This is a genomic window from Mesorhizobium sp. 1B3, assembly GCF_050958605.1.
In the GTDB taxonomy this organism is placed as follows: Bacteria; Pseudomonadota; Alphaproteobacteria; order Rhizobiales; family Rhizobiaceae.
The window spans coordinates 63,641-84,271 of sequence record NZ_JBJHDO010000019.1 but is presented as its reverse complement, the minus strand read 5'-3'; the positions used below and the strand labels follow the sequence as shown (position 1 = coordinate 84,271).

The window sequence follows — 20,631 nt, the reverse complement described above, 5'->3', positions numbered from 1 at the left end:
CAGCGGGGAGAAGGTGCCGGCAGGCGGATGAGGGGGCTTGTAACAACCGAAACCCTATCGCCACTGGCACTACCCTATCGGCGCCGTCGCTGCCTCCAGCCATTTCAGCACATCGCCGCCGACCATCGGGCCTGTCTCCGACAGGACGTGAGCGTGATAGGCGTTGAGCCAGGCGAGTTCTTCCAGCGACAAGAGGCCAGGCACCACGAGGCGGCGGTCGAACGGCGCGAGGGTTAGCGTCTCGAATCCGTGCATGGCGATATCGCCGCCGGCGATGTCAGTGGCCGGCGTGACCAGGATCAGATTCTCCATGCGAATTCCGTACCCGCCGGGCCGGTAATAGCCGGGTTCGTTGGACAGGATCATGCCTTCCAGCAGCTTTTCGGTGCCGGTCTTGGCAATGCGCTGCGGCCCTTCATGGACGGAGAGGAAGGAACCGACGCCGTGGCCTGTGCCATGGGCGTAGTCGATCCCGGCTTTCCAATGGGCCATCCGGGCGATCGCGTCGATGTCGCAGCCGCGCGTGCCGGGGGGAAACCGCAGCATCGAAATGCCGATCATGCCCTTGAGCACGATCGTCGCGCGCTCGCGCATCTCCTCGCTCGGCGTGCCGATGGCTATCGTGCGCGTGATGTCGGTGGTCCCGTCCTGATACTGCGCGCCGGAATCGAGCAGGAAAAGCTCATCGGCGCCCAGCTTGCGGTTCGTCGCTTTCGAGACGCGGTAGTGGATGATGGCGCCGTTCGGGCCGGCCCCCGAGATCGTGTCGAAGGAGATGTCGCGCAGCGGCATCTGCGTTGCCTCGCCGGTGAGGCGGCGGCATTCCTCGAGCTTTGTCACGGCGGCGATCTCGTCGACGGAACCGACGGGTTGCGCGTCGAGCCATGCAAGGAACTTCACGACCGCCGCGCCGTCCCGGCGATGGGCAGCGCGAGTACCGGCGATCTCGGCGGCATTCTTGGTGGCGCGGGGGAGGCGGGCCGGGTCGGCAAGGGAGATCACCGTGCCGCCATTGTCTTCCACGATCGTCCGCAGCTTTTCGGCCGCGAGCCCCGAGTCGAGCGCGATCCTTGCTCCTCTGCGCGCCAGCGCGGCAAGTTCGGTTTCGAGCGCGCTGGGAGCCCGCAGGTCGGCGAGCTGGGTGAGATAGGCTTCCGGCTCGATCGGCAGCTTGCGCTTGTCCATGAAGAGAATATGCGGGTCTTCCGCGGCGATGACCGCGAAGCCGAGCGCGAGCGGCGTGTGCGGCACGTCGCTGCCGCGGATGTTGAAGGCCCAGGCGATGGAGGACGGATCGGTCAGTACCGTGTGGGTGGCGCCCTCGTCGGCAAGGGCTCCCGCCAGCCTGATGAGCTTCTCCCTGGCCAGTTCGCCGGCGAATTCGATGGGTTGAATCTCGACCGGCTGCAGCGGCGGTTTCGGCCGGTCGGTCCAGATGGCGTCGACCGGATTGCCGTCGACCGCGATCACCTCGGCTCCGCTCCTCTCCGCCGCCTCGCGCAAGGCCCGAGCATCGGAAATGGTGTGCAGCCATGGATCGAAACCGACCCGAGCCCCTTTGCCCAAATTATTCCTGATCCAGACATGCGGCGGCGTGTCGACGAGATTCTCCGGCGTGAAGACCGTCATATCGGCCTGGTGGCGGACCTGCAGCGTGTAGCGGCCGTCGACGAAGATCAGCGCGCGATCGATCAGCACCAGCGCCACGCCCGCCGAACCGGCGAAGCCGGTGAGCCAGCGCAGACGTTCCGAGCAAGGAGCGACATATTCCCCCTGATGTTCGTCGGCGCGTGGGACGATGAAACCGGTAAGGCCGAGATCGCCCAACTTCCCCCGCAGGAGGGCAACGCGCTCGGCGCCTTTTGTGGGATCGCCTTCGGATTCGAAGCTCTGGAACATGCTGCCGACTTTCAAGGATTCTCCGGATCGTGGACGGTAGCCCCCGCTTGCTAGGCTGGCAACGCTGCAATGTGGACAAGCCTGACGGCGCGGGTTTATGCTGCAGTGCGAAAATGCAATTTTGCAGTGCAAAATCAGATGGGTGCCATGCAATATCCGCTCTTCTGAAAAGGGTCAGCATTGCTTACCTAATGCAGCGTAAGCTTCAACCAGGAGAAGAGCAATGGCTGGTTTCGTACGCAATGCTGTGAACGCCTTCATCAGGGCCCGCGAGCGCCAGGCCGAACGCTATGTCAACGGCGCCCTGCTGATGCTCGATGACGAGACGCTCAAAGCCAACGGTTACAATCGCACCGAGCTGCGCAAGCGTCCGCATGCCACTTACGTGGTCTGATAGGTTCTTCCAGCAATGGCGCTTCATCGCTTGAGATGGAGCGTCACCCATCCCTCGCGGCCCAACGTGCGCACATGCCGGAACGCTTGCCCGACATAGGCGGCGATAACGGCATCGCGCTGGCGCTCGAGGATGCCCGACAGGATCAGTGAGCCGCCGGGCATGACATATCTGGCCATTTCCGGCGCCAGCCGCATCAGCGGCCGCGCCAATATGTTGGCGACGATCAGATCGAAGGGCGCGCGCCGCGCAAAGATCGGGTGGTGAAACCCCGGCGCTGTCGCCGCCTCGACATAGGCCGAAACGCTGTTCAGCCGCACATTCTCCAGGGCAACCCTCGTGGCGATCGGGTCGATATCGGTCGCAAGCACCGGTATATGGGCCAGCTTTGCCAGAGCGATGGCCAGCACCGCGCTGCCCGTCCCGAGATCCAGCGCGTTCCGCGGCCTTTCGCGCCGCACCACCTGATCGATCATATCGAGACAGCCGGACGTCGTGCCGTGATGGCCGGTGCCGAAAGCGAGCCCGGCCTCTATTTCGATGGCGAGGTCGCCGATACGGCGTTTGTCCCTGTCATGCGAGCCGTGGACAAAAAAACGGCCCGCCCGCACCGGCTTCAAGCCTTCCAGTGAACGCGCCACCCAATCGACGTCGGGTAAAACCTCCCGTTCGATCGCGATGCCGCCCGCTGCCTCGCGCATGCGCTGAGCGACGAGATCGGCGTCGTCCTCGGTATAGAGGGAGACCTCGTGGATGTCCCTGTCTTCGTCCAACTCGACGACTGCGAGCGGATAACCCTCCTCTTCGAAGGCAAATTCGAGCGCCGCATAGATGCGGTTCGCTTCATCGCGGCTTGCGGTGACGTAGAGACGGGTCTGGGGCATCGAGGAGGGGTTTCCCGGGCGGAAGCGAGCAGGGGGCATCAACACCGTTCCGAACGCCGGTGCAAGGGGGCAACGAAGTGTCGGGGCGTCAGCCTTCCCTGGCGAGGCGCTTCAGCTTGGCGAGCGCAGTATCGGAGTTTTCTTCATAGGCAATCGTGCCGAAGAAATCTCCCGATCGATTGAGCATAAGCACGGAAGCCGAATGGTCCATGGTGTAATCGCCGTCGCCCGTATCGACCTTACGGGAATATATGCCGAAGGATTTGGTCATCGCCGCCACCTTGTCGGCGGCGCCGGTGATGCCGACGATCCTGTCGGAGACGTTGCCGACATATGTCTTCATCACTTCCGGCGTGTCGCGTTCGGGATCGACGGAAACGAAATAGGCGCGGATATCCTTGCCTTCGTCGCCGAGCTTCTTCAGCCATCCGTCCATCTCGACGAGCGTGGTCGGGCAGACTTCCGGGCAGTGGGTGAAGCCGAAGAAGACGACGGAGGGCTGGCCGCGGAAGGCCGCTTCGGTGATTTCCGCGCCGTTCTGGTCGACCAGGGTGAAGGGCGCGCCAAAGGGCCGGCCGACATTCGGCGTGCGATACCACTGGTACGTCATGAAGCCGACCACGGCTGTCATCAAGACGAGTATTCCGGCGAGAATGAATCGCATCATCGAGCGGGTTCCAGGGCAGTAGGGATTGGCACGAGCGTCGGAAACACGGGCGTCAGAAACACCATGCCAGGCCGGTCTCGGCCATGGCCATAAAGATCGCGGCGCCTTTGTCGACCCAGGAGGCAAAGGCAATGCCGCTTGCCGCCGCGAGCACGGCGAGGCCCAGCGCAAGCTTTGCCAGCGCCGAAGCAGGGATATGGGATGCAATCTTCATGGGCGATAAGATAGCGCCCCGGAGGGCCTCGCAAAAGATGCCAACTTGCCGCTGAAACGTTCCCTGCTTGCAACGGCGGCTGCTTCGTCCCAAGTGATTGCCTGAGAAGTTCCCGAACGCAGGAGAACACGATGCGCCGTCTCTTCCTTGGTATCGCCTCGGCATGCGCCTTCGGCGCGGCTGCGCCGGCCCTGGCCCAGCAGGTGGGCGAGATCGGCGTCGACTGGCTGGGCAACGACATTATCGTGGAAGCCATCAAGGATCCCGGCATCGAGGGAGTGACCTGCCACGTATCCTATTTCGAGCGCGGCATGGTCGACCGCCTGCAAAAGGGCAATTGGTTCGAAGATCCCTCCGACACCGCGATCTCCTGCCGGCAGACCGGACCCATCACCATTCACGAGATCAATCTGAGCCGGGAGGGGGAAGAAGTGTTCAAGCAGGGCATCAGCCTGATCTGGAAGAAGCAGGTGGTGAACCGCATCTACGACAAAGCCAATGATACGCTGATCTATCTCGCCCATTCGCGGCAGGTTCAGGACGGTTCGGCCAAGATGTCGATGTCGACCATCCCGCTCTATGGTCAGGAAGTGGTCTGGGCGAAGGGCAAGCCGCAATAAGCCAGCAACCGCGGAGCTTGTATGGCGGCACTGAGCGGCGTAAAGCGCGGCCATGACAGCCGACCTGCGCTTCACAGATCCCGAACCGCGAATTCACCCGACGGCGGAACTCAAGTCGTGCCGTCTCGGCCGCTATGCCGCGGTCGGCGAGCGCGTCATCCTGCGCGAAGTCACCGTCGGCGATTATTCCTACTTCGAACGGCACGCCGAGGCGATCTATACGTCTATCGGCAAGTTCTGCTCGATCGCCGCCAATACGCGCATCAACGCGCTCGAACATCCGCTGGAGCGGCCGACCACCCACAAGCTCAGCTACAGGCCTAACGAGTATTTCCGCTATCTCGGCGTCGACCAGGAATTTCGCGAGCGACGCAGGCAAAAAAGGGTCGTCATCGGCCACGATGTCTGGATCGGGCATGGCGCCGTGATCCTGCCGGGGATCACCATCGGCAATGGCGCGGTGATCGGCGCAAATGCGGTGGTGAGCCGCGACGTCGGTGCCTACGAGATCGTCGCCGGCGTACCGGCGAAGCGGCTGCGGCGACGGTTTTCGCGGGAAATCGCCGAACGTCTCGAAGAGCTCGCCTGGTGGGATTGGCCGGGCGAACGCCTGTTCGAGGCGGTTCCCGACATGCAGACGCTTTCGATCGAGGACTTCCTGGACCGGTGGGAAAGCTGACCGAGAGAGCGCGATTGCCCGAATGGCGTTGAACGGCCCAGGGGGAACCGATGCATTGCGAACACGTTTCCGGTCGGGTTCAACTTGGAAGGCCAGCTCGCTGTTTTCAGGCGAGGGCGGCCGCGTTTTCGAGGTCCTCATGTCGCTTGAAGCGCTTTTTACCAAAGTCGCCAATCGGGTTGCTCATGCCGCGGGCATGCCGACCACCTTCATTCTCTGCTGCGCAGTCATTGTCGTGTGGGCCGTTTCCGGCCCGCTCTTCGGCTTTTCCGACACATGGCAACTGATCATCAATACGGGCACGACCATTGTCACCTTCCTCATGGTGTTCCTGATTCAGAATACGCAGAATCGAGACGGAGCCGCGATCCAGGCCAAGCTCGACGAACTGATCCGCGTCTCGCGAGGCCACAATTACTTCATCGGGATCGAGCACCTCACGGAAAGCGAGGTCGAGGAATTCCGCAAGAAATGCGAGGCGGCTGCACGGCAGCACGATGAACGCGAAACGAACAAGAGGCGGGCTCGTCCGAAAATGGCCGCCAAGGCATGACGCCACCCCCTCGTCCGGCCCTTCGGGCCACCTTCTCCCACAAGGGGAGAAGGGAAGACCGGCCGCAACACCGATGCCAATCGCCAGCGTTGTGATTTGGCAGAGCGCTTATGCAAAGCTCCCCCTTCTCCCCTTGTGGGAGAAGGTGGCCTCGCGAAGCGAGGTCGGATGAGGGGGAGGCTACGCGCCTATCGTTTCAAGAACTCGGCGAAGGCGTCCTTGTAATCCGGATGCCAGCGCGAAAGCGCCGGGCGGTTTTCGATGATGTCGCCGATCGCCCAGGCCATGCGCCGCTCGTCCGTGGCCCTGTCGGTCTCGTTGTCGGGGCAGAGGATGTAGAAGTCGCCTCGTGCCAAGCTCTCCAGCATGAAGCCCGCCACCTGGTCCGGCGTCCACGCGCCCGCCGGTTTCTCCGTCGCACCCTCGGTCATTCCGGTGAAGGTGAAGCCGGGAATAAGCAGATGTGCGGAGAGCTTCCCGCCCGCCTCGTTGCGCAAGGCGTGTGCCAGGCCTTCCGTATAGGTCTTCACCGCAGCCTTGGACACGTTGTAGGCGAGATTTCCGGGTGGCGTGGTGATGCCCTGCTTGGACCCGGTGTTGACGATCATGCCCGGCTTTCCTCCGGCGAGCATGCGCGGGGCGAAGGCCTGGACACCGTTGAACACTCCCCAGAAGTTGTCCGAAAGGAGCGCGTGCCAGCCGTCGGGATTCTCCCAAGGCTTGCCCGGATTATTCCCGACACCGGCATTGTTCATGACAAAGGACGGATCGCCGAACTGGGCGTGGGCTTGGTCAGCCAGCCTGGCGACGTCTTCCGGGTCGGAGACATCGCAAGCAACGGCGATCACGTCCTCGGGGCCGCCGAGCGCGACGTCGACCAGTTCCTTGAGGGCGTGTTGAAGAGCAGGGCCTTCACGGTCGGCGATGACGACCCTGAGCCCCATGCCGGCCAGCTTCCTGGCCACTGCATAACCGATGCCGCTCGCCGCACCGGTGATCACGGCCACGTTGCCGTAGGCGAGGGCTGGAATTGAGGTGTCGGTCACGCGGCGCTCCTGTGTCCCAATCCATGGAGTGCTGCCGCCTGTCGAACGGAGCGGACCTCCCGGCCGAGGATCACACGCTTTTCACGAACCCGTCCAGCACCTTCTTCTGTCCAGCCTTGTCGAAATCGATGGTGAGCTTGTTACCGTCGATCGCCGCGACGTTGCCGTTGCCGAATTTCAGGTGGAAGACCCGGTCGCCCACCTTGAACGGGGAAGGACTGTCAGCCACGGATTTCGCCACCAGTTCGCCTTCGATGGTGCGGCCCTTCACCGAGCCGCGCCCCGCGCCGTAACCGGAATCGACCTCGCCGTAACCGATACGCTCGGCCTGATGGCCGGAGCGCGTGCCCCAGTTGCGATCGGTCGCCTCGGTGCGGTTTTGCTGCGCACGCTGCCAGCCGGGCGTTGCGTAGGTGTTGGAGAAGGCGCCTCCACCGACATTGTCGAAGCGCGACGCGCCGTAGGGGGTCTGCCGGCCGGCATTGTGGCGGCCGGCATTGCTGTAGCCGATGCCATAGCCGCCATAGGAATTGCCGGATTCGGCCACCTCGACATGCGCCTCCGGCAATTCGTCTAGGAAGCGCGACGGGATAGTCGATTGCCAGAGCCCATGGATGCGACGGTTGGAGACGAACCAGATGTGCAGGTTTTTCTTGGCTCGGGTGAGGCCGACATAGGCGAGACGCCGTTCCTCCTCCAGCCCGGAGCGCCCGCCCTCGTCCAGCGCGCGCTGGTGCGGGAACAGTCCTTCTTCCCAGCCCGGCAGAAATACGGTCTCGAACTCCAGGCCCTTCGCCGAATGCAGCGTCATGATGGAGACGGCATCGAGCTCCTCGTTTTGCTCGGCATCCATGACGAGCGCCACATGCTCGAGGAAGGAGCGCAACGATTCATACTCGTCCATGGAGCGGATGAGCTCCTTGAGGTTCTCGAGCCTGCCCGGGGCCTCGGCCGAGCGGTCGTTCTTCCACATCTCCGTATAGCCGGACTCCTCGAGGATCATCTCGGCCAGCTCGGTATGCGGCGTGGTGTCCAGCCGGTCCTGCCAGCGGGCGAAATTGGCGGCGACCTCGCGCAGGGCAGTGCGCGGCTTGGGCTTCAGTTCGTCGCTCTCGGCCAGCCGCGCGGCTGCCTCCAGCATCGGCACGCCCAGCATGCGGCCGGTATCGTGGAGCTGGCGGATGGCGGCCTCGCCGAGGCCGCGCTTCGGCACGTTGACGATCCGCTCGAAAGCGAGGTCGTCGGCTGGCTGGGCAACGACCCGGAAATAGGCGAGCGCATCACGGATCTCCTGGCGCTCGTAGAAGCGCGGGCCGCCGATGACGCGGTAGTTCAGGCCGAGCGTGACGAAACGATCTTCGAATTCGCGCATCTGGAAGGATGCCCGCACGAGGATCGCCATGTCGTTCAGCGGGTGCTTGTCGCGCTGGAGCCGTTCGATCTCGTCACCGATCGCGCGCGCTTCCTCTTCGGAATCCCAGGCGGCATGCACGATCACCTTGGCGTCTTCCGGATCGACGCGGTCCGTGAACAAGGTCTTGCCCAGTCGTCCCTCATTGTGGGTGATCAGGTGCGAGGCGGCTCCGAGGATGTGGGCCGTGGAACGGTAGTTGCGCTCCAGCCTGATCACGGTGGCGCCCGGAAAATCCTTCTCGAAGCGCAGGATGTTGTCGACCTCTGCCCCGCGCCAGCCATAGATGGACTGGTCGTCGTCACCGACGCAGCAGATGTTTATTCTATTCTCGCTCACGCCTCGCATGTGCTCGGGCTGCCGGTCGACCGCTTGGTTGGAGGCAGTCGGATTTCGGCCCGCCTGCGGGCGCTGGGCGAGCAGCCGCAGCCACATATATTGCGCCGTATTCGTGTCCTGGTACTCGTCTACCAGGATGTAGCGGAATTTCCTGTGATATTCCTTCAGCACGTCGGGGTGCTGGCGGAAGATGCGGATTGGGTGGCACAGGAGATCGCCGAAATCGCAGGCGTTCAGCGTCTGTAACCGGTCCTGGTAAGCCTTGAAGAGCTGGCGGCCCTTGCCGTTGGCGAAGGCGCGAGCGTCGCCCTCGGGGATATCCGCCGGCCCGTAACCCTTGTTCTTCCATCCGTCGATCATCTGCGCGAAGGTGCGGGCCGGCCAGCGCTTGTCGTCCAGCCCCTCGGCCTGGATCAGCTGCTTGATCAGGCGGATCTGGTCGTCCGTGTCGAGAATTGTGAAGTCGGATCTCAGCCCGGCAAGCTCGGCATGGCGGCGCAGGAGTTTCACGCCGATCGAGTGGAACGTGCCGAGCCACGGCATGCCTTCGATTGCTTCGCCCACCAGCATGCCGATCCGCTGCTTCATCTCGCGGGCGGCCTTGTTGGTGAAGGTGACCGCCAGGATCTGCGAAGGGAAGGCTTTCCCCGTCGCGAGGATATGGGCGATGCGGGTCGTCAGCACGCGCGTCTTGCCGGTGCCAGCCCCGGCCAGGACGAGAACCGGGCCTTCGGTCGTCTCCACGGCCAGCCGCTGCTCGGGATTGAGCCCTTTGAGATAGTCCGGCATGCCCCCCTGCCGCGCCGCCATGGCGCGCGCGGCGATGTTGCCGCCCTCGGGGCGCGGCGGAGCGGGAGCGCGGGACGGAACGCCGTGACTGGGCGTATCCTCCTCGTCGAAGAAGGGGAGATCGTCTGGAAAACTAGGCATCCTGCCGAATGTAGTGATTCGGAGCGGAAAGGCCAGAAGGCTGATGCCGGTACCGCCTTTTTGGGCATTTCGACGCTGCGGAACCATCGTTTGTCACCGTCGTTTTGTGACTGCCCCGATTTGGACGGCAACCGCGGGTTGATTGAATTCCAGGATGCGGACACGCGGTGCGATCCGCGAGCTGCAAAGATATCGGCGGCGACATCTTCTGGGGAGCGCTGCCGTGGTCATCACAGTCCTGGTCTTCACTGCAATCGGTTTCGCGCTCGGCGCCGGCGGCATCTGGCTCGCCGTGCTCGGCGGCAGCTGGTACTACGTTCTGGCGGGGGTCGGCTTCCTGATCACCGCCCTTCTTCTGTGGCGCCGGCAAGGTGAAGCCCTTTGGGTCTATGCGCTTGTCCTGCTGGGGACATTAGCCTGGGCGGTTTGGGAAGTCGGATTCGACTGGTGGCAGCTCGGCCCCCGGGGCGGCGTCATAGTGCTCCTGGCCCTGTGGCTGCTGACACCCTGGGTGAGGCGGAAACTCCGGGGTTCGGGCGGCGCTTTGGGATTGGCAGCCGCCGTCGTCATTTCCATCGGAGTCGCCATCTATTCGATGGTCAACGATCCGCAAGGGCTCGCCGGCGAACTCAGCACGGAGCAGGTGACTGCCAATCCCGATCTCGGCGGCAACATGCCGCCCGGTGAATGGCACTTCTACGGCCGCACGCCTTTCGGCCAGCGCTATTCCCCGCTCAGCCAGATCACGCCGGAAAATGTCGGCCGGCTGGAACTCGCCTGGAGCTATCGCACGGGGGACGTGAGAGGGCCGGAGGATGTGCCGGAGACTACCTATCAAGTGACCCCGCTCAAGATCGATGACACACTCTACATCTGCACTGCCCACAGTCTCGCCATCGCGCTCGAGGCCGAGACAGGGAAGGAAAAATGGCGCTTCGATCCAAAGGTCGGGCTCGACAGGGACCGTCAACACCAGACCTGCCGTGGCGTCGCCTACTTCGCCGATCCCGACATCGCCGAAGGACAGCCTTGCGCCGAGCGTATCTATCTCCCGACTTCCGACGCGCGCCTCATCGCACTCGATGCGAAGACCGGGAGCATCTGCTCCAGCTTTGCCGATGGCGGCACGCTGAATCTGCTCGCGAACATGCCTTTCCCGAAATCGGGATACTACTACTCCACCTCGGCGCCGCTGATCGCGCGCGGGCTGATCATCGTAGGTGGGGCGGTCAACGACAATTTCTCGATCGAGGCGCCCTCCGGCGTCATTCGAGCCTATGACGTCCGCACGGGCGCGCTGGTCTGGAACTGGGATTCCGGCAACCCCGAGCGCACGACGCCGCTCGGTCCCGGCGAGACCTATACGCACAACTCACCGAACATGTGGTCGACGGCGAGCGCCGACGAGAATCTCGGACTGGTCTACGTCCCCCTCGGCAACCAGACGCCCGATCAGCTCGGCGCCGGTCGCAGCGAGAATGTCGAAAAATATTCCTCATCGATTACGGCGCTCGACCTCGGGACGGGACAGGTGCGCTGGGTGCGCCAGACCGTCCATCACGACCTTTGGGACATGGACGTGCCGGCCCAGCCATCCCTTGTCGATATCACCACGGCCAATGGTGTCGTTCCGGCTTTGGTCGCCCCTACGAAGCAGGGTGATATCTATGTGCTCGACCGGCGCACCGGCGAGCCGATCATCCCGGTGAAGGAGGTGCCGGCCCCCGCGGGCGCCATCGAGGGCGAAACGACGGCTCCCACGCAGCCCGTCTCCCAGCTCTCCTTCGAACCGACGCCGCTGACCGGAGCGGACATGTGGGGCATCACCATGTTCGACCAGCTGGCTTGCCGCATCGAGCTGCTGTCTCTGCGCTATGAAGGCCGCTATACGCCGCCCTCGCTCGAAGGCACGCTCGTCTATCCCGGCAATTTCGGGGTCTTCAACTGGGGCGGCGTGGCTGTCGATCCGGTCCGGCAGGTCATGTTCGGTATGCCGACCTATCTTGCGTTTACGTCGCAACTCATCCCGCGAGACCAGGTGCCGCCGCCGGGCGACGAAGCCGCCAGCGAACAGGGGCTGAACCGCAATGAGGGCGCCCCCTATGCCGTTGTGATGGGGCCGTTCCTCTCCCCGCTCGGCATACCGTGCCAGGCTCCTCCATGGGGCTACGTCGCGGGAGCGGATCTCAGGACGAGCGAGATCGCCTACAAGCACCGGAACGGTACGGTGCGCGACATGACGCCCTTGCCGCTGCTGTTCAAGGTCGGGGTACCGGGAATCGGCGGCCCCGTGATCACCGCAGGCGGCGTCGTTTTCCTCGGAGCGACGGTCGACGATTATCTGCGCGCCTACGATCTTACGACGGGCAGGGAGATCTGGCGGGCGAGGCTACCTGCCGGAGGGCAGTCGACACCGATGTCCTTCGAAGGTTCGGACGGTCGCCAATATGTGGTGATCGTCGCGGGCGGTCACGGCTCGATCGGCACCAGGGCCGGCGATTACGTGATGGCCTTCGCCCTGCCGCGATAGTGCCCGCCGCTCTGTCCTGCTGTAGTTGAGATGGGGCGTACGACAGGTCCCCCTCTCCGTCTCGGCTTCGCCGAGCCACCTCTCCCCCGCGCTCAGCGCAGGGGAGAGGAAGGGCGCCACCCTTGCGGCCGGCAATTCCTCTTCCCCACGAATTGGGGGAGAGGTGGCTCGGCGAAGCCGAGACGGAGAGGGGGAAAATGTCGGGCAGGACAAAACCGATCAGCGAACCACCGATGCGAGTGCTGCTTGCGAGCGGGACGTTCCGTCGATGATCACCTGGCCGATGCCGCGCGAGCAGGGTTCGATCCGGGCCTCGACGTGATAGATTTCCCGCAGAAGTGACGGGGTGATGATCTCAGCCGATCTGCCGCAGGCGACCATGCGTCCGCCGGCAATGACCATCGTCTGATCGCAGAAGCGCAAGGCATGGTTGAGGTCGTGCAAGGCGATCATGACGACGATGCGGCGCCGCTGGGCGATGTGCCTGACATAGGCGAGCACCTCCATTTGCCGGGACAGGTCGAGCGCCGAGGTCGGTTCGTCCATCAACAGGACGTCAGGTTCGCGGACGAGCGTCTGGGCCAAGCTCACGAGCTGCATCTGACCGCCGGAAAGCTCGCCGATATTCCTGAAGGAGAGATCGGATATGTTCAGCGCGACCAAGGTCTCGTCGACGATTTCGAGGTCTGCGTCGCCGACCGACCATCCCGAACCCTGCTTGCGCGCAAGCAGCACCGACTCGTAGACGGTGAGCACGGCGTTGGCGGAGCTGTGCTGAGGCATGTAGCACACGCCGTTCTTTCCCTGCCGCAAGCCCTCGACATTCACCGTTCCCGGCCCCGGGACGAGATCGGCGATGCGCTTGAACAAGGTCGATTTTCCCGCTGCGTTCGGGCCGATCACGGCGACAACGTCGCCGCCCGTGAAGGCTGGAGTCGTCACGCCCTCGAGCCGCAGTTTCCCGCCATAGCGCGCGCCGAGATCTTCAAGCCGGATGGTTGTCATGCGCGCCGCGCGCTCGACAGGATCAGGGAGAAGAAGAAGGGAATGCCGACCAGCGAGGTGACGATGCCGATCGGGAAGATCGTGCCTGGAATGAGAGCCTTGCTGACCACGGAACTGGCGGACAGGATCAGAGCGCCGCAAAGGGCGGAGGCGGGCAGGAAGAAGCGCTGGTCCTCGCCGATCACCATACGCGCGATATGCGGTCCGACCAGCCCGATAAAACCGATGGTGCCGACGAAGGCGACCGGTATGGCGGCGAGAAGACTGACCAGCAGGAGCGTCTCCAGGCGTAGTCGGGCGACCTTCACGCCGAAGCTCGCCGCTCTGTCCTCGCCGAGCCTCAGTGCCGTCAGTGCCCAGCTACGCCGGGCAAAGATCGGCAGGACCGCTGCCAGCACCAGCGTGGTGGCCGCGAGCTTCGACCATGTCGCCTTTGTGAGGCTCCCCATCGTCCAGAAGACAACCGCCGAAAGGGCTTCGGTCGAAGCAAGGAATTGGACGAGCGCGAGCAGCGCATTGAAGGTGAAGACGAGAGCGATGCCCAAGAGTACGATCGTCTCCACGGTGATCCCGCGCCTGGCGCTCAGCATGTGGATGAGCAGCGCCGCAAGCATGGCCATCACGAAGGCGTTGATCGGGACGATATATTCGGTAGCCGCGGGAATCAGCGTTATGCCGAATGCAAGCGCCAGCGCCGCGCCGAAGCTCGCGGCAGCGGAGATGCCGAGTGTGAAAGGACTGGCGAGAGGGTTCGACAGGACGGTCTGCATCTGCGCCCCCGCAACGCTCAGAGCCGCTCCGACGACAACGGCCATCAAGGCCACCGGCATACGAAGCTCCCATAAGACCACGCGGACCTGCTGCGGCACGGCATCGGGTGCGATCAGGGCTCGAACGACCTGGTCGAGCGGATAGCCGGCCGGCCCCGCGGCCAGGTCGAGACAAAGGCAAGCGAGAAGAGCCACCGTCAAGCCGGCGAGAATGACCTGCCGCCGCCGGACCAGCCTCCGGTACTGCTCCCGCCCTTGTCCGGTCCCGATCGCGCCCGTCGAGAATGCCCGGAGATTCATTACAGCCTCGTGCCTCGCCATGGATAATGCGGGCGGTATACGAAACAAGACAACTATGCTCAAGATATTCAGAAGCGTCCGGTCCCATCAGGGGAGTTCCTGCCCAATCGGGCAGCTTCGCCTCCGGATGGACCGCGCCGGCAACAAGGCACAAGCCCTTAGGGCTTTGGTTCGGCCTTGGCGATGCGCCGGTCGGAGAAATTGAGCCGGCCGGCGGCGATCGCATGGGCGATCCTGTCGAGTGCCTCGTCTCCCGCCACCAGCGCGTCGAGCTCGGTCATCTGGTTCATGGCGATGAGCTGCAATATGTCGTGGCGCACCGTACCGTCGCTGTCGCGCGGCAGCGAAGCGACAGGCTGCAGGTGATCCGGCCGAACCGGCAACGTCAGGCTCTCCAGCTTTGAAAGCGGCGTGCCGGACTTCGCCTCGACGAACGCGTAGATGCCGACGCCCTTTTTGGGCAGGGGGAAGGTCGCGAGCGCTACGTTCTGGACGTTCGGATGGGCGAGCAGTGCCTCGAGGATGGCGGGCCCTTCGTTGTCGATGCGGTCGTGCGTGCCTTCTCCGTCCGACCAGCGGAAGATGCCGCGCGTCACCAGATTGTAGAGCTTCTTTCCCGTCGCCATCCAGATCCGGGAGGGCAGCGAGCGACGCGCCAGGAGACGCGCCTGGGCCGGCGTCAGCAGGGATGGTGCGAAGGCCCGCTTCTGCTTCAAGAGATGGCGCAGGTCTTCATAGGCCATGAGCCGGTAGAGCCTGCCGCGGCGGCGATGGAGCGAGGCGAGCTGGAAGTCGATGACCGCGGCCCGCCCATCCGGAGTCATCAACCAGTTCTGGGGTTTAGCGAGGTCGTTATGCGTGATGCCACGCCGACGCATGGCATGCAGAAGGCGGTGGGCGTCGCTGTACCAGATGGGATCCTTGGGGCGCGCGAGATGGAGCGGCGTGCCCTCGCTCCAATGACGGTAGAGCCCGTCCTTGTCGATCGAAATGAGCTGCGGCGTTCCCTCGATGCCTTTGACCTGCCGGAGCGCGGCGATCTCGCGACGAGCCAGCACCCAGCCCAGGGGGCGGGACCAGAAGGGCGCGGCGGTCACGACGCGCCGGATGACCTTTTCCTGCGGTGCGTCGGCAAAGTGGCCCTTACGCGTCTCGGAAAAGAGGTCGCGTTTCAGCACGGTTTCGGTCACGAATTCCGGCATATGTTTCCCTGGACAATCCTTCGGTGGCGAGCAGCCGACCGCCGGCTTCCTCGTCGTCGCCCGCGCTATTGCACGGGTGGGCGCCGTTGTCACCCTCCGCGATGACCGGCTATAAAGGCCCATCCCCGCGAGGAGGACAGGGGGATGGCCAAGGCGATCGACGGGATTTTGCTGTCCGTCATCGCGGCGTTGGCCCTGGCCCTTGTTCAGCGTGAGGTCGCTGACCGATCGCCGACCGCGATAGCATTCGCCGGTGGATAAGGGCCTGTACGCAGACAAGCCCCCTCTGTCCTGCGGAGCTTTCTGGAGCGCCCCTCATCCGACCGCGCTTGGCGCGGCCACCTTCTCCCACAAGGGGAGAAGGTGGAGTTTTGCACAAGCGCTCCCGCTGTCACGACAGTCAGGCGATGAGCTTCCTGCGGATTCTGAAGCGGGGCCGATCATCCTCCGTTGCGGCGATGTCGACGGCCCAGCTTTTCGCGGGGATTGGAGTGCCTGCCGCCGTCGTGTATGGCCCGACATTGAGGCGCCATGCGCCGTTGCCCAGGGAAACGGCGGTCGCCAGGACGGCTACTCCGTCGGAAAACAGGATCGAGCAATCCCGGCTTTCGTTTTCGACTGCCGAGAACGGCGCCTCGCGCACGACACCTTCATGGCCCGGATAGAGATGCGTGTGGCTGGCTTCGAAAACGAGCTCCATCAGAAGCCGTCCAACGCTTGGCTGACGATCGTGTAGGTGGTTTCGATATGTTCGCGGGCGAGACGCTCGGCCCTATCGGCGTCGCTCGCTTCGAGAGCTGAGAGAATGGCTTTGTGTTGCTCGTTCGCCCGCAGCGTCTGCTCCTTGTTGAAGAAGACCGGCAGCCGCAGGTTCCAATAGTGGAATTGGGTTCGCTCGTGCATCTCGACGAATATCGGATTGCCTGCCATCGCCACGATGGTTTCGTGGAAGTTCCGATCGAGCCGGTTCAATTCTGCCCGGCTGATGGTGTCCAGATCATCCATTCTCGCAACGAGGTCGTGCAGCCGCTTGATCATCTTGGCGTTGCCACGCTCGGCCGCGACCCGGGTCGCGTAGCTTTCGACGGAGATGCGCGCCTCGAATATGAAGCGGGCATTGGCCGGGTCCGTCGCCTCGATGATCCAGCCCCTGCGCTGGCGGCTCACCAAACCCTCGCCTTCGAGCCTCAGCAGGGCCTCGCGGACCGGTGTTCTGCCGACGCCGATCTCGCGCGAGATATCGTCTTCGACAAGCCGCGTGCCCGGCTTGATTTCCAGCGTAATGATCTTGGCACGCAGCAGGCGATGGACGTCGGCGGCCAGCAGTGCCGTCCCCGTCCGCTTGCTGGTGCTACCCAACTGACGCTCCATCTGTCTTCCCTTCGTTAGGCATGTAGCGCCAGAAACTGGCGGCTGCGTTCGTGGCGGGGGCTGGCAAAGAACTCTCCCGCCGGAGCGTCCTCCACCAGTTCCCCGCCGACCATGAAAAACACGCGATCGGCACAGCCTTTCGCGATGGCCATTTCATGGGTGGCGATGAGCATGGTCTGACCTTCTTCCGCCAGCGTCTTGATCGTTGCCACTACCTCTTGCGACAGTTCCGGGTCCAGTGCGCTGGTCGGCTCGTCGAAAAGAATCACCTTGGGGTCCATGGCCAGTGCCCTGGCTATGGCGATGCGCTGCTGCTGCCCCCCGGAGAGCTGGGCGGGGTAGGAATGGGCCTTATCGCCGAGCCCGACCTTCTCCAGCAGCCGTCGCGCCTTTTTGTCTGCCTCGGCCCGCGACGTCTTCAGGACGTAGATCGGGCCCGACATGATGTTCTGGAGCGCCGTCATGTGCCGGAAGAGATTGAAGCTCTGGAACACCATGCCGATCGAACGACGCTGCGCGCTCACCGCCGCGTCGCTCATCTGGCGCAGGACCGGTCCCGTTTCTTCGTAGCCAATGAGCTGGCCGTTGACGTAGATGCGGCCGCCATCGATTTCCTCAAGATGATTGATGCATCGAAGCAACGTCGATTTTCCCGATCCGGAGGGACCGAGCAGGGCGATGACCTCGCCGCTCCGAACGTGGAACGACACGTTCTTCAAGGCCTGGAAACTGCTGAAGGATTTTCGAAGCCCCGCGACCCGGATCGCGTCTTCCCTGTGGTTGCTCTGCATGATCGTCACCTTACCGGGAAGAGTTTTTCCAGCGTCGTCTGGATGGCTGTGACGACTGCAGTCATTGCGAGATACCAGAAGGCCGCTACGGCAAGCAGTTCCACGACTTGGAAATTCGCCGAATAGATGCCCTGCGTGATCCGCAGCAGCTCCAGGAAGCCGATCACCGAGGCAAGCGAAGTGGACTTGAGCAGCATGATGTACTGATTGCCGGTGGCGGGAATGATGATGCGCGCCGCCTGAGGGATGACGACGCGGCCGAGCATCTGAGGTTGTGTCATGCCGAGCGCGCGGGCGGCAGCCTGCTGTCCCTTGTCGACGGCAAGGATGCCGCCGCGGATGATTTCGCTCATGTAAGCGCCCTCGGCCAGGCCGAGCCCGACGACAGCCGCGATGAAGGGCGTGATGACGACGGGCATTGGGAGGTCGATCAGAACGGCGCCGGTGAACGGAACCGCCAGATAGAGCCTGGGGAACATGGTTGGGAACGCATTATACCAGAACAGGATCTGGATCAGCATCGGCGTCCCCCGGAAGAAATAGACGTAAGTGGCGGAGACCGAGGAAAGAATTGGATTGCCGGAGAGCCGCATCAACGCCGCGGTCAGTCCCACGACGAGGGCAAGCACCATGGATACGGTGCCGACGAGAATAGCGTTGCGAGCGCCTATGAGAATCTCGCCGCTCGTCAGGTATTGCAAGAATACATCGAGATCGATGATGCGCGCCCTGGCGCCGGCGATCGCGACAATGATCAGGATCAGCAGCACGGCCACGCCGAGGAGCCAGGCTCCCCAGCGTTTGCGGCGAATGATGCGAACTTCCGAAGGCTCGGCGATCAGTTCGGCTGACAAGACCCTTATTTCCTCTTGCTTGCGGGCAGGTTGACGCTGATCTCGGGCAACGCGCCGCCTTCCAGTCCCCATGTCGTGAGCAGCTTCTTGTAAGTGCCGTCGTCGAGCATTTCCTGAGCGGTTTTCTGTACGGCGTCGCGAAGGCCGGCATTGTCCTTGGAGAAGGCCCAGGACGTGATGTACGGCGTGAGGATGTAGTTTCCTCCGACGACCGCATAGCTGCCCGGCGCGTTCGTCACGAAATAGACGAGGGCAGGGAAGTCGCCGAGATACCCATCGACCCGGCCGAGATCGAGCTGGGCCTTGGCATCGGGAGCCGAGGGCAACTGGTCGACGGTGAACCTCGCCTTGCCCGCTGCTTCGCAATCGGCATTGGCTGCTTCCAGCGCCTTCATGATGGTGTTGCTGCCCAGCAGCATGGCGACCGTTCCGCCACAGAAATCGGTGATGGTCTTGTATTTCTCTTTGTCGGCGGCACGGACGAGAATGCTGCCGCCCGACATCATATAGTTGACAAAGTCGACCTTTTGCTCGCGCTCTTCAGTATCGCTGATGCCGCCGGAGGCCATGTCGAAGCGCTTGGATTCCAGCCCCGGGATGAGCGAGGAATACTCGCCGTGGATATATTCAAGCCTGAGGTCGAGACGCCTAGCGATTTCCGCGAGCAGGTCGGCGCTCACGCCCGTTACGGCGGTCTCGTTCGGCTTCTTGAATTCGACGGGCGGGAAGGTCTGTTGCGAGCCCACCGTCAGCGTGCCGCGATCGCGGATCTCCTGCGGCACCAGCTTCGCTGCCTCGGATGATTGTGCGATCGCCCCGGTTGCGCCGCATGCGAGCATGCCGGCAAGAAGGGCGGTCGCCACATGTTTCATTGTTCCCCTGCAAGTCCTCATTTGATCTCTCCCATTGTGGACCGTTTGCCTGGTTATTTTATTATCGGGTCGCCGCCGACTTCCCGGGGATCTTGGAGGGATTCGGGCGGTCGGCGTTCGGGCATTCGGCCGCGGCTTCATAGGTGTCGAGGACGGAGCGGATGTAGTCCTCGGGAAAACCGTGATCCTTCATGCCTTTCGGAATGTGGTCCCAGTAGTACAGCGGCGGACGCATCGGGGTGCCGGGATTGCTCATACGATAAGTCCAGCAATCATAGGCCTTGCCATCGTCGCCGATCACGGTGACCGTGCAGCGCTCGAAATCGTCGTACTCGTCCTTGAAGTGCGTATTTTCGTGCTCGAAGACGATGCCGCGGCAGGCCGTTCCCCAGGCGTCGGAGCATTTATTGTTGAAGTGGCACCAGCCGCGATCGGTGCGGTCGCTCGCGGCATGGAAAGTCAGCTTGTGGTTCGGCGCGACCGCATGGACCACCTTCCGTGCATTTGGCATGAAGCGGCGCAGCTCGGCATCGTCGAGCCAAGTGCAATATCCAAAATAGTACATCGGTATCCTCTTTCGTTCATGCCGGCTCGGAGACGAGACCGGCTTGCGAAACCGTCGCTTCATTAGAAGCTCAATTTCGTATACGAAGTCATATACGAAATTGCCTGGCGCGCAAGGGTAGGCTGCCCCTTTTCGGAAATTCAGCCGGTCCCGTCATGGCCGGGATCGTCACTTGGCTGCACATGCGGCATCCGCCGCTTTCGGGGAGTTCCGGACCTCGAGCACGACGCCGGCTCCATCTTGCGTATCGAAATAGCAAAATCCCGACCGGTCTTCCCGTCGTCCCCGGGCGACGACATCGAGCCCCAATGCGCGTCCCTCTGCCTCGGCGGCATCGCGATCAGGCACTTCGAAGCCGAGGTGGTAAACACCTTCGCCGCGCTGCTCGAGAAACCGGCGCTGCGGGGAATCCTGCGGCCCCGGCTGGCACAGTTGGATCTGGAGATTGTCGAGATCGACGCATTTGTAGCGCATCGCGTCCGACGCTTCTTTGTTCGGGACGTCGAATTCGAGATATCGGCCGCCCTTTGGGTAGTCGAACCACGGTCCGACGCCGAGGGATTGGTAATAGGCGACGGATCTCTCGAGATCATGGACGACGATGCAGATGTGATGAATTCGATTGAACAAGTTCAAGGCTGTTCGCTCCTGTGCGTTGGGGCAACGGAGGCATCTGCGGAGGCTGCCTTCCGCCACTTGCTGCCGCCTCTGCAGGCGCCGATCTGGCGTATATGA

General features: G+C 63.1%; 21 protein-coding genes. 5 read left to right on the top strand and 16 right to left on the bottom strand.

All coding sequences use genetic code 11. The features are described from left to right. Nucleotides 1-69 precede the first annotated feature (69 nt). Entirely contained in the window at nucleotides 70-1,899 is a 1,830-nt protein-coding gene (locus tag ACCO56_RS31345; protein WP_433644886.1) for an aminopeptidase P family protein, read from the bottom strand. 223 nt (nucleotides 1,900-2,122) lie between these two features. On the opposite strand from ACCO56_RS31345, the gene ACCO56_RS31340 reads away from it, so the two are divergent. Then, nucleotides 2,123-2,293 carry a hypothetical protein gene (locus ACCO56_RS31340; protein WP_433644884.1) on the top strand — a complete coding sequence of 57 codons (171 nt, stop codon included), beginning with the start codon at nucleotides 2,123-2,125 and terminating at the stop codon, nucleotides 2,291-2,293. A gap of 23 nt (nucleotides 2,294-2,316) precedes the next feature. Here the strand turns inward: ACCO56_RS31340 and ACCO56_RS31335 are convergent, their stop codons facing one another. From ACCO56_RS31335 to ACCO56_RS31325, 3 genes are all read right to left on the bottom strand, one after another. Continuing rightward, nucleotides 2,317-3,177 carry a 50S ribosomal protein L11 methyltransferase gene (locus ACCO56_RS31335; protein WP_433644883.1) on the bottom strand — a complete coding sequence of 287 codons (861 nt, stop codon included), beginning with the start codon at nucleotides 3,175-3,177 and terminating at the stop codon, nucleotides 2,317-2,319. Between the two features lie 88 nt (nucleotides 3,178-3,265). Next, a complete protein-coding gene (locus ACCO56_RS31330; protein ID WP_433644882.1) occupies nucleotides 3,266-3,844 on the bottom strand; it encodes an SCO family protein in 579 nt (192 codons plus the stop codon). A gap of 52 nt (nucleotides 3,845-3,896) precedes the next feature. Continuing rightward, nucleotides 3,897-4,058 carry a hypothetical protein gene (locus ACCO56_RS31325; protein WP_433644881.1) on the bottom strand — a complete coding sequence of 54 codons (162 nt, stop codon included), beginning with the start codon at nucleotides 4,056-4,058 and terminating at the stop codon, nucleotides 3,897-3,899. A gap of 131 nt (nucleotides 4,059-4,189) precedes the next feature. Between ACCO56_RS31325 and ACCO56_RS31320 the strand changes: the two genes are divergently transcribed. From ACCO56_RS31320 to ACCO56_RS31310, 3 genes are all read left to right on the top strand, one after another. Beyond that, complete coding sequence (locus tag ACCO56_RS31320) at nucleotides 4,190-4,678, top strand: CreA family protein (RefSeq protein WP_433644880.1); 489 nt, start codon at nucleotides 4,190-4,192, stop codon at nucleotides 4,676-4,678. 52 nt (nucleotides 4,679-4,730) lie between these two features. Continuing rightward, complete coding sequence (locus ACCO56_RS31315) at nucleotides 4,731-5,357, top strand: DapH/DapD/GlmU-related protein (protein WP_433644879.1); 627 nt, start codon at nucleotides 4,731-4,733, stop codon at nucleotides 5,355-5,357. A 139-nt stretch (nucleotides 5,358-5,496) separates the two neighbouring features. Continuing rightward, nucleotides 5,497-5,910 (top strand): low affinity iron permease family protein, encoded by a 414-nt coding sequence (locus tag ACCO56_RS31310; protein WP_433644878.1) that lies wholly within the window; start codon nucleotides 5,497-5,499, stop codon nucleotides 5,908-5,910. 188 nt (nucleotides 5,911-6,098) lie between these two features. Here the strand turns inward: ACCO56_RS31310 and ACCO56_RS31305 are convergent, their stop codons facing one another. Both ACCO56_RS31305 and ACCO56_RS31300 read right to left on the bottom strand, forming a co-directional pair. Next, a complete protein-coding gene (locus ACCO56_RS31305; protein WP_433644877.1) occupies nucleotides 6,099-6,956 on the bottom strand; it encodes an SDR family NAD(P)-dependent oxidoreductase in 858 nt (285 codons plus the stop codon). A 70-nt stretch (nucleotides 6,957-7,026) separates the two neighbouring features. Beyond that, the gene (locus ACCO56_RS31300; protein WP_433644876.1) at nucleotides 7,027-9,636 is read right to left on the bottom strand and encodes an ATP-dependent helicase; all 2,610 of its coding nucleotides are present in this window, start codon (nucleotides 9,634-9,636) and stop codon (nucleotides 7,027-7,029) included. Nucleotides 9,637-9,790: 154 nt separating this feature from the next. Here ACCO56_RS31300 and ACCO56_RS31295 point away from each other — a divergent pair, with 154 nt between their 5' ends. Next, entirely contained in the window at nucleotides 9,791-12,166 is a 2,376-nt protein-coding gene (locus ACCO56_RS31295) for a glucose/quinate/shikimate family membrane-bound PQQ-dependent dehydrogenase (protein ID WP_433644875.1), read from the top strand. A 219-nt stretch (nucleotides 12,167-12,385) separates the two neighbouring features. Here ACCO56_RS31295 and ACCO56_RS31290 read toward each other — a convergent pair whose 3' ends face one another. The 10 genes from ACCO56_RS31290 to ACCO56_RS31245 all read right to left on the bottom strand — a co-directional run bounded on the left by ACCO56_RS31290 (nucleotide 12,386) and on the right by ACCO56_RS31245 (nucleotide 20,532). Beyond that, nucleotides 12,386-13,171, bottom strand: a complete 786-nt coding sequence (locus ACCO56_RS31290; protein ID WP_433644874.1) for an ABC transporter ATP-binding protein — start codon at nucleotides 13,169-13,171, stop codon at nucleotides 12,386-12,388. After that, complete coding sequence (locus ACCO56_RS31285; RefSeq protein ID WP_433644873.1) at nucleotides 13,168-14,241, bottom strand: FecCD family ABC transporter permease; 1,074 nt, start codon at nucleotides 14,239-14,241, stop codon at nucleotides 13,168-13,170. Before ACCO56_RS31285 ends, ACCO56_RS31290 begins: the two co-directional genes overlap by 4 nt. A gap of 158 nt (nucleotides 14,242-14,399) precedes the next feature. Further along, nucleotides 14,400-15,443, bottom strand: coding sequence for a serine/threonine protein kinase (locus ACCO56_RS31280; protein ID WP_433644872.1), 1,044 nt, complete (start codon nucleotides 15,441-15,443; stop codon nucleotides 14,400-14,402). A 400-nt stretch (nucleotides 15,444-15,843) separates the two neighbouring features. Then, complete coding sequence (locus ACCO56_RS31275) at nucleotides 15,844-16,143, bottom strand: hypothetical protein (protein WP_433644871.1); 300 nt, start codon at nucleotides 16,141-16,143, stop codon at nucleotides 15,844-15,846. Next, nucleotides 16,143-16,814, bottom strand: a complete 672-nt coding sequence (locus tag ACCO56_RS31270; protein ID WP_433644870.1) for a GntR family transcriptional regulator — start codon at nucleotides 16,812-16,814, stop codon at nucleotides 16,143-16,145. The genes ACCO56_RS31275 and ACCO56_RS31270 overlap by 1 nt, the downstream gene beginning before the upstream one ends. 14 nt (nucleotides 16,815-16,828) lie before the next feature. Beyond that, complete coding sequence (locus tag ACCO56_RS31265) at nucleotides 16,829-17,605, bottom strand: amino acid ABC transporter ATP-binding protein (protein ID WP_433644869.1); 777 nt, start codon at nucleotides 17,603-17,605, stop codon at nucleotides 16,829-16,831. A gap of 5 nt (nucleotides 17,606-17,610) precedes the next feature. Then, nucleotides 17,611-18,459, bottom strand: a complete 849-nt coding sequence (locus ACCO56_RS31260) for an amino acid ABC transporter permease (protein ID WP_433644868.1) — start codon at nucleotides 18,457-18,459, stop codon at nucleotides 17,611-17,613. Nucleotides 18,460-18,464: 5 nt separating this feature from the next. Further along, nucleotides 18,465-19,331, bottom strand: a complete 867-nt coding sequence (locus ACCO56_RS31255; protein WP_433644867.1) for an ABC transporter substrate-binding protein — start codon at nucleotides 19,329-19,331, stop codon at nucleotides 18,465-18,467. A 61-nt stretch (nucleotides 19,332-19,392) separates the two neighbouring features. Beyond that, complete coding sequence (locus ACCO56_RS31250; protein WP_433644866.1) at nucleotides 19,393-19,896, bottom strand: gamma-glutamylcyclotransferase family protein; 504 nt, start codon at nucleotides 19,894-19,896, stop codon at nucleotides 19,393-19,395. A 168-nt stretch (nucleotides 19,897-20,064) separates the two neighbouring features. After that, a complete protein-coding gene (locus tag ACCO56_RS31245; protein WP_433644865.1) occupies nucleotides 20,065-20,532 on the bottom strand; it encodes a VOC family protein in 468 nt (155 codons plus the stop codon). Between the last annotated feature and the right edge of the window lie 99 nt (nucleotides 20,533-20,631).